Annotated in this window: 14 protein-coding genes; 9 read left to right on the top strand and 5 right to left on the bottom strand. The window is 68.6% G+C overall.

Annotation, left to right across the window (positions count from 1 at the left end; all coding sequences use genetic code 11):
- Window positions 1-11 precede the first annotated feature (11 nt).
- Both FJV41_RS22825 and FJV41_RS22820 read left to right on the top strand, forming a co-directional pair.
- Window positions 12-899 (top strand): NmrA family NAD(P)-binding protein, encoded by an 888-nt coding sequence (locus FJV41_RS22825; RefSeq protein ID WP_141644646.1) that lies wholly within the window; start codon window positions 12-14, stop codon window positions 897-899.
- A 15-nt stretch (window positions 900-914) separates the two neighbouring features.
- Window positions 915-1,394, top strand: coding sequence for an anthrone oxygenase family protein (locus tag FJV41_RS22820; RefSeq protein ID WP_141644645.1), 480 nt, complete (start codon window positions 915-917; stop codon window positions 1,392-1,394).
- 55 nt (window positions 1,395-1,449) lie between these two features.
- On the opposite strand, the gene FJV41_RS22815 is transcribed toward FJV41_RS22820, so the two are convergent.
- From FJV41_RS22815 to FJV41_RS22800, 4 genes are all read right to left on the bottom strand, one after another.
- Window positions 1,450-3,246, bottom strand: coding sequence for an N-acetylmuramoyl-L-alanine amidase (locus FJV41_RS22815; protein ID WP_141644644.1), 1,797 nt, complete (start codon window positions 3,244-3,246; stop codon window positions 1,450-1,452).
- Between the two features lie 84 nt (window positions 3,247-3,330).
- Window positions 3,331-4,095: a DUF3592 domain-containing protein gene (locus FJV41_RS22810; RefSeq protein WP_141644643.1), complete on the bottom strand. Its 765-nt coding sequence runs from the start codon at window positions 4,093-4,095 to the stop codon at window positions 3,331-3,333.
- Window positions 4,096-4,133: 38 nt separating this feature from the next.
- On the bottom strand, window positions 4,134-4,793 hold the full coding sequence (locus FJV41_RS22805) for a hypothetical protein (protein WP_141644642.1): 660 nt from the start codon (window positions 4,791-4,793) through the stop codon (window positions 4,134-4,136).
- A 72-nt stretch (window positions 4,794-4,865) separates the two neighbouring features.
- A complete protein-coding gene (locus FJV41_RS22800) occupies window positions 4,866-5,888 on the bottom strand; it encodes a DUF3616 domain-containing protein (RefSeq protein ID WP_141644641.1) in 1,023 nt (340 codons plus the stop codon).
- Between the two features lie 160 nt (window positions 5,889-6,048).
- Between FJV41_RS22800 and FJV41_RS22795 the strand changes: the two genes are divergently transcribed.
- From FJV41_RS22795 to FJV41_RS22765, 7 genes are read left to right on the top strand one after another with little or no spacing between them, the layout of a single operon-like run.
- Entirely contained in the window at window positions 6,049-6,561 is a 513-nt protein-coding gene (locus tag FJV41_RS22795; protein WP_141644640.1) for a DUF6484 domain-containing protein, read from the top strand.
- A gap of 26 nt (window positions 6,562-6,587) precedes the next feature.
- A complete protein-coding gene (locus FJV41_RS22790; RefSeq protein WP_220137883.1) occupies window positions 6,588-7,871 on the top strand; it encodes a TIGR02270 family protein in 1,284 nt (427 codons plus the stop codon).
- A gap of 25 nt (window positions 7,872-7,896) precedes the next feature.
- The gene (locus FJV41_RS22785) at window positions 7,897-8,922 is read left to right on the top strand and encodes a DUF2169 family type VI secretion system accessory protein (protein ID WP_141644638.1); all 1,026 of its coding nucleotides are present in this window, start codon (window positions 7,897-7,899) and stop codon (window positions 8,920-8,922) included.
- On the top strand, window positions 8,919-9,974 hold the full coding sequence (locus FJV41_RS22780) for a beta-ketoacyl synthase N-terminal-like domain-containing protein (RefSeq protein WP_181790848.1): 1,056 nt from the start codon (window positions 8,919-8,921) through the stop codon (window positions 9,972-9,974). Before FJV41_RS22785 ends, FJV41_RS22780 begins: the two co-directional genes overlap by 4 nt.
- A 25-nt stretch (window positions 9,975-9,999) precedes the next feature.
- Window positions 10,000-10,998, top strand: a complete 999-nt coding sequence (locus FJV41_RS22775; RefSeq protein WP_141644636.1) for a hypothetical protein — start codon at window positions 10,000-10,002, stop codon at window positions 10,996-10,998.
- A gap of 57 nt (window positions 10,999-11,055) precedes the next feature.
- A complete protein-coding gene (locus tag FJV41_RS22770) occupies window positions 11,056-11,580 on the top strand; it encodes a hypothetical protein (protein ID WP_141644635.1) in 525 nt (174 codons plus the stop codon).
- A 41-nt stretch (window positions 11,581-11,621) separates the two neighbouring features.
- Window positions 11,622-11,999, top strand: coding sequence for a DUF4150 domain-containing protein (locus tag FJV41_RS22765; RefSeq protein WP_141644634.1), 378 nt, complete (start codon window positions 11,622-11,624; stop codon window positions 11,997-11,999).
- 11 nt (window positions 12,000-12,010) lie between these two features.
- Here FJV41_RS22765 and mutS read toward each other — a convergent pair whose 3' ends face one another.
- Window positions 12,011-14,785 (bottom strand): DNA mismatch repair protein MutS, encoded by a 2,775-nt coding sequence (mutS, locus tag FJV41_RS22760; protein WP_141644633.1) that lies wholly within the window; start codon window positions 14,783-14,785, stop codon window positions 12,011-12,013.
- Window positions 14,786-14,808: the final 23 nt, after the last annotated feature.

The following is a 14,808-nucleotide window of genomic DNA, read 5'->3' as shown; positions in this document are numbered from 1 at the left end:
AGGGAGCACACATGTTGACGGTGATGGGAGCGACCGGGAACACCGGCAAGAAGGTGGTGGAGTTGCTGCTCGCGGCCGGGCAGGACGTCCGAGCATTGGGCCGCTCCGAGAGTCGACTGGCGGAGCTCGCCGCACGCGGCGCGCAGGTGCTCGTGGGAGACCCGGGCGACGCCGCGTTCCTGGCGAAGGCGTTTGCCGGCGCCGAGGCCGTCTACACGCTGCTGCCGGCGGACCGGGAGTCGCCGGACTACCACGGGGACCAGCGGCGCAAGGGCGAGGCCATCGTCCAGGCGCTCCGGGACAGCGGCGTGCGACACGTCGTCGCCTTGAGCAGCCTGGGCGCGGAGCAACGGGAGGGGACGGGGCTGCTCGCCACGCTCCATGCGCAGGAGGAGCGCCTGAAGACGCTGGAGGACACGAACGTACTGCTGCTGCGTCCCGTGTCCTTCTTCGAGAACTTCTTCGATGCGCTCGCCGTCATCGAGCACCAGGGCGTCAACGCGGACTCCGTCGATCCGGACCTCGCCGTTCCGATGATTGCGACCCGGGACATCGCCGACGTCGCGGCGAAGGCGATGCTGCATCGGGACTGGAAGGGCCTCGCCATTCGGGAGCTGCTGGGCCCCAGGGACCTCAGCTATCGCGAGGCCACCCGCATACTCGGAGCGCGCCTGGGCAAGCCTGGGCTCGAGTATGTCCGGCTCGCCCCCGCGGAGATGACCCAGGCGCTCGTGCAGGCCGGAATGTCAGAGACGTTCGCCGGGCTCTATGTCGAGATGACCCTCGCCTTCAACGAAGGACGCGTCAGGCCTCGTGCGGGGCGGACCGCGCACAACACGACACCGACACGGTTCGAGGACTTCGTGGAAGAGCTCGCGCTCGCCGCCACGACGAAGTGAATGGAGACGGGACGGATGATGGAGACGGTGCTGCGAATCCTGACGTGGGTGTCCGTGCTCGGCTGCGGGCTGATGGCGGGCGTGTTCTTCGCCTTCTCGACGTTCGTGATGAACGGCCTGACACGGTTGCCCGCGGCGCGGGGCATCGCCGCGATGCAGGCCATCAACGTCTCGGCGGTGTCGGGCCTGTTCATCGCGGCGTTCATCGGCACCGCGCTCACCTGCGCGGGACTGGTGCTGTCCTCGCCGGGCACCTGGAGTGACCCTCATTCGCGAGAGCGGCTCCTGGGAGGCGCCATCTTCCTCGTCGGCTGCTTCGGGGTGACCGCCGCGTTCAACGTGCCGCGCAACGACGCGCTGGCCGCGCTGAACCCGGACAGCGCGGACGCCGCGCTCCACTGGGCACGCTATGTGTCCGGCTGGACCGCGTGGAACCACGTGCGGACGGTGGCGTGCCTCGCGGCGACGGTGCTCCTGACGCGCGCGCTCCGCTGAAGACTCTCGACTCGCGCACTGGCGACGTGGGAACCCCGCCCCGTCGCCAGCACCGTCAGTCGATCTTCGCCACGCGGCTGCGGTCGCCGAGGAACTCCTCGACACCGTGGGCAATCGCCTTGGCCACGTCCGTCTGGTAGGCGCTGGTGGCCAGGCGCTTCTCCTCGTCCAGGTTGGACAGGAACGCGGTCTCCACGAGGATGGCCGGCATCTTCACGCCGAGCAGCACGTAGAACAGGGCCTCCTTGTGGCCCAGCCCCTTGATGTCCGTGTATTTGGTCGACAGGGACGTCACCAGGCTGCGCTGCACCTGGTTGGCGAGCCGCGAGGACTCCTCGGTGTTCGCCTTCGTCGCCAGGTCCGCCAGGATGAACTGGAGGTCGCTGATGCCCTTCTCGGACGACGCGTTCTCCCGCGCGGCCAGCCGGATGGAGTACCGGTCCGCCGACGTGTTGAGCGTGTACGTCTCGATGCCGCGCAGCTTCCGGCTCGTCGCCGCGTTGCAGTGGACGGAGATGAACAAGTCACCCCGCTCCGTGTTGGCGAACTTCGCGCGGTCCTCCAGGCGGATGAAGCGATCATCCTCTCGCGTCAGGACGACTTCCAACCCGCGCTCGCGCAGCTCGTCCGCCAGCTTGAGGGAGATGGAGAGCGCCACGTCCTTCTCGCGCGTCCCCTCCTTGCCGATGGCGCCCGTGTCGTGACCGCCGTGTCCCGGATCAATGACCACGCGCCGCACCTTGAGGCCCAGCTGCTCCGCCAACGTCAGCTCCGCCCGGCGCGACTGCTTCGCCACCGCCTTGAGCCGCGCCTGCGCGACCTCGTCATCCACAGGACGCGTGATCGGCTTGGGCGGCTCGACCACCGCGGCGGCGGCGACCTCGATGCTCTTCGGCGCCACCTCGGCCTTCGGCTTCTCCGCGACGGTCGACACGGCCTGGACGGGCTCGGCCTCCGGGCGACGCTCCTGAGGGCGCGGCGTGGAGACCTTCGACGAGGCCACCTCGACCGGAGCCACCACGGGCTTCGACGCCACGGCGACAGCGGGGGCCTTGGAGGACTGCTCCTTCGCGGCCAGCGCGGCGGCGACGGCTTCATCCAGCCCCTTGCCCTCACCGGACGACTCAACCCCCACGGGAGCGCTGGGGTCCAGGCGGGGAATCATCGGGGACGGCTCGCGGGCCAGCTTCTCGATGGCCCCCACCAGCGCGGACGCCGGGCGCTCCGACGGCGTCTCCACCCGAGCGACCGCCGTGGCCTTCTCCTCCTGCACGGGCGTCTTGTTCGGCACCGGCGTGGCGGGCTTGCCGCGCGACGGAGCGGGCGCGACGGGAGCGCCCTTGGGCGTCGGCAGCGAGGCCAGCAGCGTCTTCATCTCCTTCGCCTGGTCGCCCTTGCTGTTGATGGCGAGCATGTCCGCCAGCACGCGGCGCGCGTCCTCGGGCCGGTCCATCCGGTGGACGTGGATGCGCGCGAGCGCCAGCGCGGCATCGTCCGCCAGCCGGTGCTTGGGGTAGTCGCGGCTCAGCTTGTCGTAATCGGCGATGGCCGACTTCAGGTCCTCTTCGACGAAGGAGATGCGGCTGAGTTCCTGGAGCAGCTCGCCCGCGGTGAAGAGGGCGTCGGGCGCGCGCTCGGACTTGGGGTGGCTCTTCGCCACCGCCTCGAACTTGTGCACCACGTTGAGCCAGTGGTGGCGCAGTTTGCGCCGGGCCGCGTCGTCCTTCAGCGCGTAGTACGCGCGGCGAGCCCCCTGGTACGCGGCCTCCGCCTCATCCCGCTTCGCGGCCCCCACCGTGCCCGGGACGAGCAACAGCAGCATGGGCAGCGCGAGCAAAAGGCGTGGGCACATGAAGAACCTCCGGCGAACTGGGAGCTACAGGCGTGTGTCACACGGCCCCACGTCACCGGCAAATTTTCGGCCCTACCCGTCAGCTCAGCGCAGCCAGCCGAGCACGCCCGCCAGGTCCTGGTCGATGACCCGCGCCCAGCCGGGCTCCCGAGGCACCACCGCCGCGAGCACCTTCGTCCCGTTGCGCACCGGCGCCCGGCCCGGACGCACCCGCGCGCGGACCTCTAATTTGACGTCCTGCCGGAAGTAGTGGGCGGGGAAGACCACCTCGCCCCGAGCCTCCGGCAAGGGCGCATCCGGCGTGAGCCACACCAACGCGCCCAGTCGCAGCGGCTCCACTTCCGAGCGCACCAGTCGCCGGGCCTCGCGGGTGAACATGGCCGCCGCCCCGAGCGCGCCCAGCCCCAGGCCAAATGGCAACCACCCCATGCGGGAGGCCCGGGTCCGCGCGAAGCCGGCTTCACGGGGACTGCCCGGCGCGGCCGGGTCCACCAGCAGCTTCACCACCGCGCCATGGCCCAGCCCCTCCGCGTACTCCGCGAAGGTGCGGACGTCCGACACGGAGTGCTCCACGTTCTGGAAGGTGTAGAGGACCTCGAGCAGGCCCTCGGCGCCGTCGCGCTTGTCCGTCGGGGGGAGCCGCGTGGCGACCAGCACCCCGTCCACTTCCTCCGCCCGCGCGTTGAAGCCGTGCTCCTCCACGAAGAAGCGGCCCGCCCAGGTGGCCCCGGCGCCGAGCAACGCCATGAAGGCCAGCCCGAGCACGGCATCTCGCGCGAGACGACCCACCGCGCCGGGAACCTGCGTCAGTCGCACCTTTCGAGGTGCATGAGGAATGGCCAGCTGCATTGGGCCGACAGCCTACACGTGATCCGCGTATCCGCGCGCTACTCGCCTCGGGCGCGCTTCTGGGCCTCCCCCACCATGTGGAAGATGCTGTTGGTACCGGTCTTGTAGTCCTGGCTCAACGTCGAGTGTCGCTTGAGCTGACGCAACTCATCCGCCTTGCCAGGCACCGTGGCGGGGGGATTCTTGTACTCCCCACACAGGCTGCCCCACACACGCCGGAAGTTGCCCTCGGCGACGAGGGTGATGCGCAGGCCCAGCGAGGCGCTCTCCTTGGACGGAAGGGTCACCTTGAAGACGTCCTTTTCGGGAGTCTGGATGGTGACCTCCGAGCCCTTCACCTTCGCCTCGATCTCCGCGTCCTCGCAATCCAGCTTCGAGCCGTACTGGACCCCTTTGGCGTCGACGGAGATGAGACATTCCGACTTCAAATGCCAGAAGCCCACGGCTTCGAGCCGAGGCTCCGTCGCGCCCTCCGGCTGGGAGACCAACACCTGCACCTGGCTGCGCGAGCGTGAGAAGAAATAGAGGGCCGGCTCCTTGAGGTCGAAAGAGCCGCCGCCCAGCATGGTGAGGCGCAGCGCGGGGGTGAGTTCACACGTCGCCTCCGGTGTGGCGGGGGTGAGCTCCTTGCGTTGCGCGAGCGCGGCCGACGAGACACAGACGCAGAGCAACGCCAGCAGACCAGAGACACGATTCACGGAGACTCCCCGGCGGAAAAGCGGTGATTCTCGCGACGCCGCCGTGGGCCCGTCAATGAGGGAGGACGCTCGTCAGCCCTGTTCCCCCGGGCGAACCCAGATGCCACGGAAGCGCTTGCGCGCGGGGTCCTTGAGCTTCTTGCACGCCACGCCGTCGAGCGGCCTCGAGCCATCGTCACTGAGCAGCAGAATCTCCTCCGCGTCCTCGGGTGTGAAGAAGGCCTCCGGGTTGAAGCCCGCCAGGTCCACGTCGCTCGCCAGGACGGGCGCATCGTCTCCGCCAGCCCAGGTGAACAGGTGCGAGGTGCCCCCGCCATCCGTGCCCCCGCTGATGATGAGATAGCGCCCGCGCCACCAGGACATGGAGCGGACGCCCATTCCGCCCAGGTCCACCAGCCGAGGCTCACCCACGCGCGCGGAGGCGCCCTCCAGCACCATCTCCTTCGGATTGAGGAGCGGAACGAGCAGCGCCTTGCCTTGAGGCACGGGACTGCGGAAGCCGATGAGGATGGACGCGCCGTCAGCCATCGCCGTCATGCCCTCGATGTTGAGCCCACCTGGAGCCTTGGGGGCCAGGCCCTCGGCGTCCGCGAGTCGGAACGCGCCGAGCTGCGGCGCCGCGAGCAGGTCATCCAGCAGTTGCGTGTAGGGACGGCCCACGAGCTGGGGCAGGCCTTCCTTCTCCTCGGTGGCGAAGAAGCGCAGGCGGCTGGGCGCCTTCTTCCCGGAGCTGTTGCGGCCGTGGGACGTGAGCCAGAAGGAGTACGAGCCCAGGCCCGTGGCGGCCTCGATGTCCGCCTCCGGGGCCTTCTTCTTGTGGGCCGGCAGTTCCAGCTCCGGTGACAGGTCCACGCTGCGCACCGGGGCGCCACCGCGCCGGGCGTCATAGACGCGGAGGATGTTGTCCTCGTCGTCACCCACCACGAACAACGAGCCACCCAGCGCCACCGCGCCCGACGCGTCGCACATGCCCTCGAACACGAGCACGTCGCGCCCTGAACCACCCTCGGCCGGAACGCTCTCCGGCCCTGCCTGGACGCCCCGGGCCGCGCAGCCCGCGATACCGATTCCGACGATGATGGAGGCCAGCTTCATAGACCCCCAGATCTCGTCACGCCTCCCGCATCCGGGAAGCCCCCCTGCACTCGATGTGGGCCGCGAGACAGCCCTGAATGCCAACAAGGCCAAGCACCAGAAAGGCTCGATTTTACAGGAAGTCCAACTTTGCATTGTCAGGTTTTGATAGCTTGTCTTCATGAAGCGTCGAAACGCATCCGCCGCCCCCGCGGAGGTCGTCATCCTTCGCCCGTCCTCAGCCCTCTTTTCGACCCCTCACGTGGGACGCCTCACGGGCATGTCGGAGGAGGGCCTTCCGCTGGTGGACTTCGAGGGGAATCCCTCCGGCCCGGTGCCCGCTCGCGTGCTCGCCGGCGCGAGCACGACACACCTGGAGGAGGTGGCGCCTCAGACGGAGGTCCTCCTCACCTTCGAGGGAGGACTGCCCGGCCGCCCCATCCTCATGGGACTCCTCGAGCCGAGGAAGAACCTCCTGCGCTCGGTGGAAGCCAAGGTCCCCGCGCTGCCTGTCTCCGCCAGCGTGGATGGCCAGCGCATCGTCCTCGAGGGCCAGGACGAAATCGTGCTGCTCTGCGGCGAGGCCAGCATCACCCTGCGTCGGAATGGACGAGTCGTCATCCGAGGCACCCAGATTGAATCGCACGCGTCAGGCGTCCAGCGCATCAAGGGTGCCGCGGTGAAGGTGAATTGATGGCGGCTCCGCGCCGATGCCCCGTCATGTGGGACATCGTGGAGGAACACCTGGAGGAGGCTGCCTTTCTCGCGAGTCAATGGCAGCGGGCCCGCCATTCTCCTGACTATCGCTTGCACGAAGTGGCTCAGGGGCCCGAGGCCCGTTTGCTGGCCCATCTGGACGGGCTGGCGTGCGCGGGCCCGGAAGCCCCCGAGCGACTCGTCATTCCCTGGCTGGAGAGCACCCGGCCCGAGGAGGTCTTCGTCGCGGCCCTCGCGCTGATGGCGACGGGCGCGCCCCTGGACTGGCTCCTCCCGTTCTTCTCGGAGGCGCCAGGGCCGCGACAGACAGCCCTCTTCAGGGCGCTGCGCCTGGCACCCACCGCCGAGGTCTCGAAATTCCTGCGACGTCGTGAGCTTCAAGCGACGCCAGGACTCCAGGCCGCGGCGTTGGGCCTGCTGAGCCTTCGTGGCGAAGCGCTGGAGGCTGAAGCCTTGTTGCCGCTGCTGCGCAGCGAGTCCGCCGAAATCAAGACGGCGGCACTGAGAGCGCTCCGTGAAGACCTTCCAGCCGCGCGTCCCCTGCTGGAATCAGCCCTTGGCGCGCAAAGCCCCGACGTGCGCATCGCCGCCGGTGAGACGGCGTTGGCCCTGGGATATCCCGCCGCGCTCCATGCCCTCCGCAGGCCCGTCGCGAGCACGGCGCCCGAAGCCGCGCGGGTCCTCGCGGTGCTCGCGGCGGCAGGTCACGCCGAGGACGTGTCCCGGATGGCCGCCGCGCTGGACGTGCCCGCCTTGGAGTCAGCGGCCCTGTGGGCGCTGGGTCACTCCGGCTGGCGTCACGCCGCGGAGCTCTGCCTGGAGGCCATGAAGCACGACAGGACCGCTCGCCTCGCGGGCGAGTCCTTCTCTCGCGTGACGGGGCTGCGGCTGGAAGGCGACTTCGCACGGCCCGCCAAGGCCGACGAGGAGAACGGCCTCCCGCCCCTCGAGGAGGACGACCTGGACGCGGACCTCGTCCCTTCCCCTGAAGCCACCCTGCCCCTCCCGGACGCGACCGCCGTCGCCCGGTGGTGGGCGAAGGAGAAGGACCACTTCTCCCCGAAGACGCGCTACCTGCGGGGCCAGCCCCTTTCCCCCGAGGTCGCGTGGAAGGCCCTCTCCACCGAGCCCATGCGCGGGCGCGAACAGCTCGCGCTCGACCTGGCGGTCCAGACCCAGGGCGCCGTGCGCTTCGACACGCGGACGTGGGCGAACCGGCAGACCGCGGCCCTGGCCACGGGCCTGACAGCCGTCAGGACGGGCCGACCGCGACTCACGACGCGATGAGCATGCCAGCCAGGGGAACACCGCCATGCTGCAACTCGAGAACACCACCCCCTTCGCGCCAGCGATCTACCTGTTTCCAGACGAGAAGGGTGTGGACACGCTGTACGTGGTCCTCAAGGCGACCTTCGCCATGACCTCCAGCGGGCTCCACGTCGCCGAGACACAGCAGGCCGTCGCGCACGTGGACGAGCACTGGGGCCCTCCCGGAGAGACCAGCCTCAAGTACTCGGGCGAATCACACCTCATGAAGCGCGGCACGGACGTCGTCCTCGTCGGAGACGCCCACGCACCCAAGGGACGTCCGGCGTCGGACTTTGGCCTGTCCATGTCGGTGGGTACTCTCAAGAAGCTGGTGCAGGTCCACGGAGACAGGACCTGGAAGGCGGGCCTGCTGGGCGCATCAGCGACGACGCCCATTCCGACGACGCGGGTGCCCCTGACGTGGGAGCGCGCCTACGGAGGCCGTCACCAGACGGGCCCTCACGGCTTCCTCGCGGAGATGCGAAACCCGGTGGGCGTGGGCTTTCGGGGACAGCGCGCCGTCAAGGCGATGAACGGCACGCCGCTGCCCAACCTCACGCACCCCGGCTTCCCCCTCACCAGCCTGTCCGACAAGACACCGCCACACGGCGTGGGTTTCGTCGCTCCGTCCTGGCAGCCGCGAATGGGGTTCGCGGGGACGTATGACGAAGCCTGGAAGAAGCATCGCGCGCCCTATCTCCCGCGAGACTTCGACACGCGTTTCTTCCAGGCCGCCCCCGAGGGACAGATCTACCCGACCTGGCTGAAGGGCGGCGAGCCCGTGGAGCTCATCAACGCGGCGCCCGAAGGCGTGCAGCGCTTCCATCTGCCCGAGGTGGACCTGGAAGCCTCCGTGCGCATCGCCGGCAAGGAGGAGAAGCCGCGCCTCCACATCGAGACCCTGCTCCTGGAGCCAGACCAGCACCGCTTCTCGTTGACGTGGCGCGGATGCGTTCCTTGCGACAAGCGCGCCTTGAAGGTCGAGCAGGTGACGCTCGCGGTGAAGCGCATGACGGGGGCTCGCTCGTGAGCGGCGCCATGCCTGGCGTGGAGGTCGTGGGGCTGGGAGCCACCACCCCGGTGGGGCTCGATGTGCCCACCACGGCGACGTCCGTCCGCGCGGGGCTCGTGCGGTTCGCGGAGGCAGGCCTCTTGAACCGTGCCCATGAACGACAGGTGGTGTCGTTCCTCGCCGAGCACTACCTGCCGCCCCTGGAGGTCGACGGGACGCGCCTCTCCAACACCTGGATTCGCCTGTTGCGCCTGTCCACGTACGCCCTCGCGGAGGCCTGCGCGGGCCTCACGGGTGCGGCGCCCCTGCTCCTGGCCCTCCCCGAGGACCGATGGGGGATTCAGCTTCCCTCCTCACGGGTGATGATGGAGCAGCTCGCCCGCCAATCGGGAGTGCGGCTCGATGTCGCCAGCAGCCGGGTGTACCGGCACGGCGGAGCGGGCGGCCTCCTGGCCCTGCGCGACGCGATGCGACTGCTGTCCACGGGACAGGCCTCCACCGTCATCGTCGGTGGGCTGGACACCTTCAACCATCCCCGGAGGCTGGCCGTGCTGGACTCGGAGGACCGACTGCGCCCCCGGGGCACGGACGGCTTCATTCCGGGAGAGGCCGCGAGCTTCCTGCTCCTGTCTACTCCTGGTGGCGCGCGACGCTTCGGCCTCGAGCCCGTGGCCCGCATCACCCACGTGGGAGTCGGCACGGAGCAGGGGCACCGCTACTCCGAGGAGCCCTATCTTGGAGACGGTCTCGCCCACGCGTTTCAAGCGCTCTTCGCGGGGATGCCGGGCAACGCGCCCAAGGTGCAGTGCGTGTTCGCGGGCTTCAATGGAGAGAGCCTGCCCAGCAAGGAATGGGGCGTGGCCTACCTGCGAAACGCGGAGCGCTTCCAGGAGGCACATCGCATCGAACATCCCGCGGACTGCGTGGGCGACGCCGGCGCGGCGTTGGGACCTCTGATGCTGGTGCTCGCCGCGGAGCGCCTGCGCGCCGGGCACGTGAAGGGCCCCACCCTGGTCTGGAGCACCTCCGACCTTGAGGGCCGTGCGGCGGCGCTCCTGCAGCCCACCTGAACTGGAACTTGGAAGGAGGAGGACCATGGAGATCGGTGAAGAAGTGGCCGTCTCGGAATTCGTCTCGGAGGAGGTGCACAACGAGAAGACCTGCCCCTGGCACGAGCAAGGCGACGCGCACTCCCAGAAGATGTTGCTGCAGAACCCCGATGATGACGCCGTGGGAGGAATGGCGGCGACGGACGGCGGCGTGCTGGGCAGGAAGATGAAGGCAGCCAAGAACCTCGAGCCCGCAGCGGACAAGGTCTCCCTGCTGTTCAAGAAGGGGGAGGTCGTGACCTATGGAACGGTCAAACGCCCGAAGCTGATTCAGACCTACGCGGAGGACAAGGAGGAGGAGGAATACCCCCTCCAGTACGCACCCCATCACCTCATCCCGGGAAACGAGTCGCTCAAGGGGTCCTCCGTCGTTCCTTTCATGGGAGACGACAACTGCATCGCGGACTACCTCCCTGACAAGGGAGGGCCAGCCATGTCGAGCTACATCAAGAAGGGATATTCCATTGGCTACGACGTCAACGCCGCCGAGAATGGGGAATGGTTACCAAGCCCCTACGCTCTCTCCAACTGCAACGAATGGCCCGCGGACCTGGGACTCAAATACCTCAAGAAGCGCAAGGATGACGTGTTGGGCGAAGAGACAGAAGCATTCAAACCCGCCTACGTCGCGGCCGCCATCGAAGCCTCCGGTGGCAGGCAGTTCCACATGCGTCACAAACCATACTCGGACAAGGCAAGAGCGATTCTTCAGTCGATTGGCGAGCGCCTGGCGGTGATGGCCACCGAGTCGTGCTCCATCGCGATGGAGAGCAAGGCTGAGAACGAGGACAGGTTCGCGCCGCCCTTGGGACTCACCGCACGCCTGAATTCGCTCTCCGAGAGCCTCCGCGGACTCCTGACGAAGTCCGTCTGGCGCCCCCCACTTTATACGGACTCCCTCACTCAAGACTATGCGGATGAAATGGTAGGCATCGGGAAGTTCACCAGGTCCAAGGCCAAGGGCAGCGTCACCAGGATTCTCTGAGCCGTCACGATGCAAGCGATCCCGAAATATTACATTCTCGAGTCGAGCAGCCACGACATGATGCTCATCTATCCCGTGCCAAACCTGAGTCTTCGAGACCGATGGTGGGCCGGCAAACCCTTCCAGCGTCCGCCCTCACAACTCATCGTCGTCGGAATCATCCCTGGCAATGAGCAGGGAGAACTGCTGGACTACTTCAATACGGCCAACCTCATGAGCAATGCGTTCCATGCGGCGCTGCTCGAGGCAGGTGTGGACAGCCTCGACGTCTATGACGCCGTCATCCAGAGCGAGGATGGAACCGTCGTCCACCGGGGCTACAAGGCCTTCAATGTCATCGGGCTGGTGAGGGCCGCGAACCTCGCGGAGACCGTCTTCCACACTCCTGACAGCTCCCGCCTGATCGACGCGAGCATCGACCACCTGGCCATTGATGGTGACAAGCCCCGTGGCCTCAAGCTGTTTCGGCTCGCGGAGAACGTCAGCGCGGTCCTCGTCCACGAGGACGTCAAGCGCGTGCTGGAGTCAAAGGCCTTCCCCCATCTCCGCTTCCTGGAACCCCACGAATTCGTGAGCGCCTGACGGCTCACGACACTCTCGCCCCTTCGAGAAAGGACCTTTCCGTGCCCACCTTCGTCAACGGTCGAGGCGTCACCCATGGTGGAAGCAAGGGGCAGAGCATCGTCCTGCCAGACGTCTGCAAGACCCCGTCTCCCGCCGGCCCGGTCCCCATCCCCTACCCGAACGTGGGTCGCTCCGCGGACACGGCGGATGGCCCCAAGACAGTCACCATCGAAGGGCACATGCCCATGGTGAAGGGGGCCACCTACAGCGTCTCGTCAGGCAACGAGGCCGGCACCGCGGGCGGCGGCGTGGCCAGCAGCGCCACCAAGGGCCCCTGCGAGTTCATGATGTACTCCTTCGACGTGAAGTTCGAAGGCAAGAACGTGTGCCGCCTGGGCGACCCGCTCTTTCACAACAAGAAGAACATCATGGGCTGACCGCGCGTCGCTCAGCCCTCCAGTTCGCGCTGGAGCTTCGCCAGCAGGTTGAGCGCGTCCAGCGGCGTCAGCGTGTTGACGGACACCGCCTTGAGCGTCTCCAGCGCCTGCTGGTGCGAGGCAGGCAGCGCCGGGGCGGCCGGGGCCACGGGCGCCGGCTCTCCGAAGAGTCCGAGCTGCCCCGTGGACACCGCGCGCTTCGGGTTCTGCCGCACCGCCACGCGAGGACGCCCCGCGTCGTCCAGTTCGCCTGACTCCAGGTTCTGGAGCAGCTCCCGCGCCCGCCCCACGACCTCCGAGGGCAGGCCCGCGAGCTTCGCCACTTCGATGCCGTAGGAGCGGCTGGCCCCGCCGGGAATCAACTTGCGCAGGAAGATGACCTTGCCGCCCTGCTCCTTCACGGCGATGCACAGGTTCTTCACCCGGGTCCGCTCGCGCGCCAGGTCCACCAGCTCGTGGTAATGCGTGGCGAACAGCGTGCGCGCGCTCACGTGGTCATGCAGGTGCTCCGCCACCGCCCACGCAATCGAGAGCCCGTCGAACGTCGACGTCCCGCGTCCAATCTCATCCAGGATGATGAGGCTCTTGCGCGTGGCGTGGTGGAGGATGTGGCTGGTCTCCGTCATCTCCACCATGAAGGTGGACTGACCGCGCGCCAGGTTGTCCGCCGCGCCCACGCGCGTGAAAATCCGATCACACAGGCCGATGCGCGCCGCCTTAGCGGGGACGAACGAGCCCGCCTGCGCCATCAGCGCCGTGAGCGCCACCTGCCGCATCACCGTGCTCTTGCCGGCCATGTTCGGACCGGTGATGACCAACAGCTGCGCGTCCTCCGGGTCCATCCGCACGTCGTTGGGAACGAAGGACTCCCCCGCCCCCAGCATCCGCTCCACCACCGGATGCCGCCCGGCGGTGATGCTCAGCACCTCCGACGCGTCGACCTCCGGCCGCGTGTAGCCATACTCGGAAGCACACCGCGCGAAGGACAGCAGCGCGTCCGCCGCCGCCACCGCCTCCGCCGCGGAACGGATGCGCGGCGCCGCCGAGGCGACCTTCGCGCGAAGTTCCTCGAACAGTTGGAGCTCCAGCGCGCACCGCTTCTCCTCCGCGGTGAGCACCAGCTCCTCGTGCTCCTTCAGCTCCGGGGTGACGAAGCGCTCCGCCCCCACCGTGGTCTGCTTGCGGATGTAGTCCGCCGGCACCAGGTGCAGGTTCGACTTCGTCACCTCCAGGTAGTACCCGAAGACCTTGTTGTAGCGGATCTTCAGCGAGCCGATGCCGGTCCGCTCCTTCTCGCGCTGCTCGATCTTCAGCAGGATGTCCTTGCCGGACGTGGACAGCTCCACCAGCTTGTCCAGCTCCGCGTGGTAGCCCTGGCGGATGAGGCCGCCTTCCTTCAGCACCACGGGAGGCTCGTCCACCACCGCGCGCGCCAGCAGGTCCGCCAGCTCCGGCAGCGCCGTCAGCGGCCCCGCGAGCGACTGGAGCAGCGCCGTCTGGCACCGCGCCAGGGCCTTGCCCAGCCGGGGAAGCTGCGCCAGCGACAATCCCAGCGCGCGCAAGTCTCGGGCATTGCCCGCGCCCAGCGACAGCCGGCCCGTCAGCCGCTCCAGGTCCGCCACTTCCTTGAGGATGCCGGTCAGCTCCTCGCGCCACACGCTGCGCGCGGACAGCTCCTCCACCGCGTCCAGCCGCGCGTGGATCTCCGGCAGCGAACCCAGGGGCGAGGCCAGCCAGCGCGCCAGCTTGCGCGCCCCCATGCTCGTCACCGTCCTATCCAACACGCCGAGCAAAGAGCCCTTGCGCCCCCCATCCCGCTGCGAGCGCAGCACCTCCAGGTTGGCGCGCGAGGACTCGTCCATCAGCAGGCTGCCGGAGCGCTCCTGGCGGCTGAGCCGGTCCACGTGGGCCGCGGGCGTCTTCTGCGTGTCCTTCAGGTAGCGCAGCGCCGCGCCCGCGGCGCTCGTGGCCAGGGGCGAGTCATCCAGGCCAAAGGCGGACAGCGACTGCACCGCGAAGTGCGTGCGCAGGAACCCCGCCGCGCGCGTGGGCTCGAACGCCGCGGCCTCGCTCTCCGCGATGGCGGGCATGCGAGGCAGCCGCGCGCACAGCTGCGCCACCTCCGCCGAGTCACGCTGCCCGCCAGGCACCAGCAGCTCCCGGGGCTCCACGCGCGACAGCGACTCCGCCAGCTCCGCCGCCGACGCCGCCTCCATGGCGAGGAACTCGCCGGTGGACGCCTCCAGCAGCGCCCCTCCCCACCCGCGCTCGCTCCAGCACACGGCGGCCAGGAAGTTGCTGTCCCGAGGCTCCAGCACCTCCTCGTCCAGCACCATGCCGGGGGTGATGACCCGCGTCACCTCGCGGCGGACGATGCCGGGCCCGGTGCCGGCCTCCTCCACCTGCTCGCAGATGGCGACCTTCAGGCCCTCGCCAATCAGGCGCGCGATGTAGCGCCGCGACGAGTGGTAGGGGATGCCGCACATGGGCACCTTGTCGGCGCCCTTGGCCCTGGCGGTGAGGGTGATCTGGAGGATCTCCGAGGCCCGCACGGCGTCCTCGAAGAACATCTCGTAGAAGTCCCCGAGCCGGAAGAAGAGCACCGAGTCCGGGTGCAGCGCCTTCACCTCGAGGTACTGGCGCATCATCGGCGTCAGGGACGCGATCTCCCTCGCGCCCGAGCCGTCGCTCGCCTTCTCCCCTTCCGAGCCGACGTCCGGCGTCGGGTCCACGGGAAGCTCCACTGCTGCTGCCTTGGCTGCCTTCAACTGCTGCGTCACGGCCATCCCCGCCCTTCTCTCATGCCCCC

This window comes from Myxococcus llanfairpwllgwyngyllgogerychwyrndrobwllllantysiliogogogochensis, assembly GCF_006636215.1.
GTDB classification, from domain to species: domain Bacteria; phylum Myxococcota; class Myxococcia; order Myxococcales; family Myxococcaceae; genus Myxococcus; species Myxococcus llanfairpwllgwyngyllgogerychwyrndrobwllllantysiliogogogochensis.
The sequence above is the reverse complement of the archived record's forward strand: the minus strand, read 5'-3'. Positions and strand labels throughout refer to the sequence as shown.

What these genes read in the sequence shown, in the direction of transcription:
- FJV41_RS22800 (WP_141644641.1), bottom strand. Translation starts at nt 5,888, where the DNA reads ATGAAGCTGGCCTCCATCATCGTCGGAATCGGTATCGCGGGCTGCGCG.
- FJV41_RS22770 (WP_141644635.1), top strand. Translation starts at nt 11,056, where the DNA reads ATGATGCTCATCTATCCCGTGCCAAACCTGAGTCTTCGAGACCGATGG.
- FJV41_RS22820 (WP_141644645.1), top strand. Translation starts at nt 915, where the DNA reads ATGATGGAGACGGTGCTGCGAATCCTGACGTGGGTGTCCGTGCTCGGC.
- FJV41_RS22810 (WP_141644643.1), bottom strand. Translation starts at nt 4,095, where the DNA reads ATGCAGCTGGCCATTCCTCATGCACCTCGAAAGGTGCGACTGACGCAG.
- FJV41_RS22785 (WP_141644638.1), top strand. Translation starts at nt 7,897, where the DNA reads ATGCTGCAACTCGAGAACACCACCCCCTTCGCGCCAGCGATCTACCTG.
- FJV41_RS22775 (WP_141644636.1), top strand. Translation starts at nt 10,000, where the DNA reads ATGGAGATCGGTGAAGAAGTGGCCGTCTCGGAATTCGTCTCGGAGGAG.
- FJV41_RS22795 (WP_141644640.1), top strand. Translation starts at nt 6,049, where the DNA reads ATGAAGCGTCGAAACGCATCCGCCGCCCCCGCGGAGGTCGTCATCCTT.
- mutS (WP_141644633.1), bottom strand. Translation starts at nt 14,785, where the DNA reads ATGGCCGTGACGCAGCAGTTGAAGGCAGCCAAGGCAGCAGCAGTGGAG.
- FJV41_RS22790 (WP_220137883.1), top strand. Translation starts at nt 6,588, where the DNA reads ATGTGGGACATCGTGGAGGAACACCTGGAGGAGGCTGCCTTTCTCGCG.
- FJV41_RS22825 (WP_141644646.1), top strand. Translation starts at nt 12, where the DNA reads ATGTTGACGGTGATGGGAGCGACCGGGAACACCGGCAAGAAGGTGGTG.
- FJV41_RS22815 (WP_141644644.1), bottom strand. Translation starts at nt 3,246, where the DNA reads ATGTGCCCACGCCTTTTGCTCGCGCTGCCCATGCTGCTGTTGCTCGTC.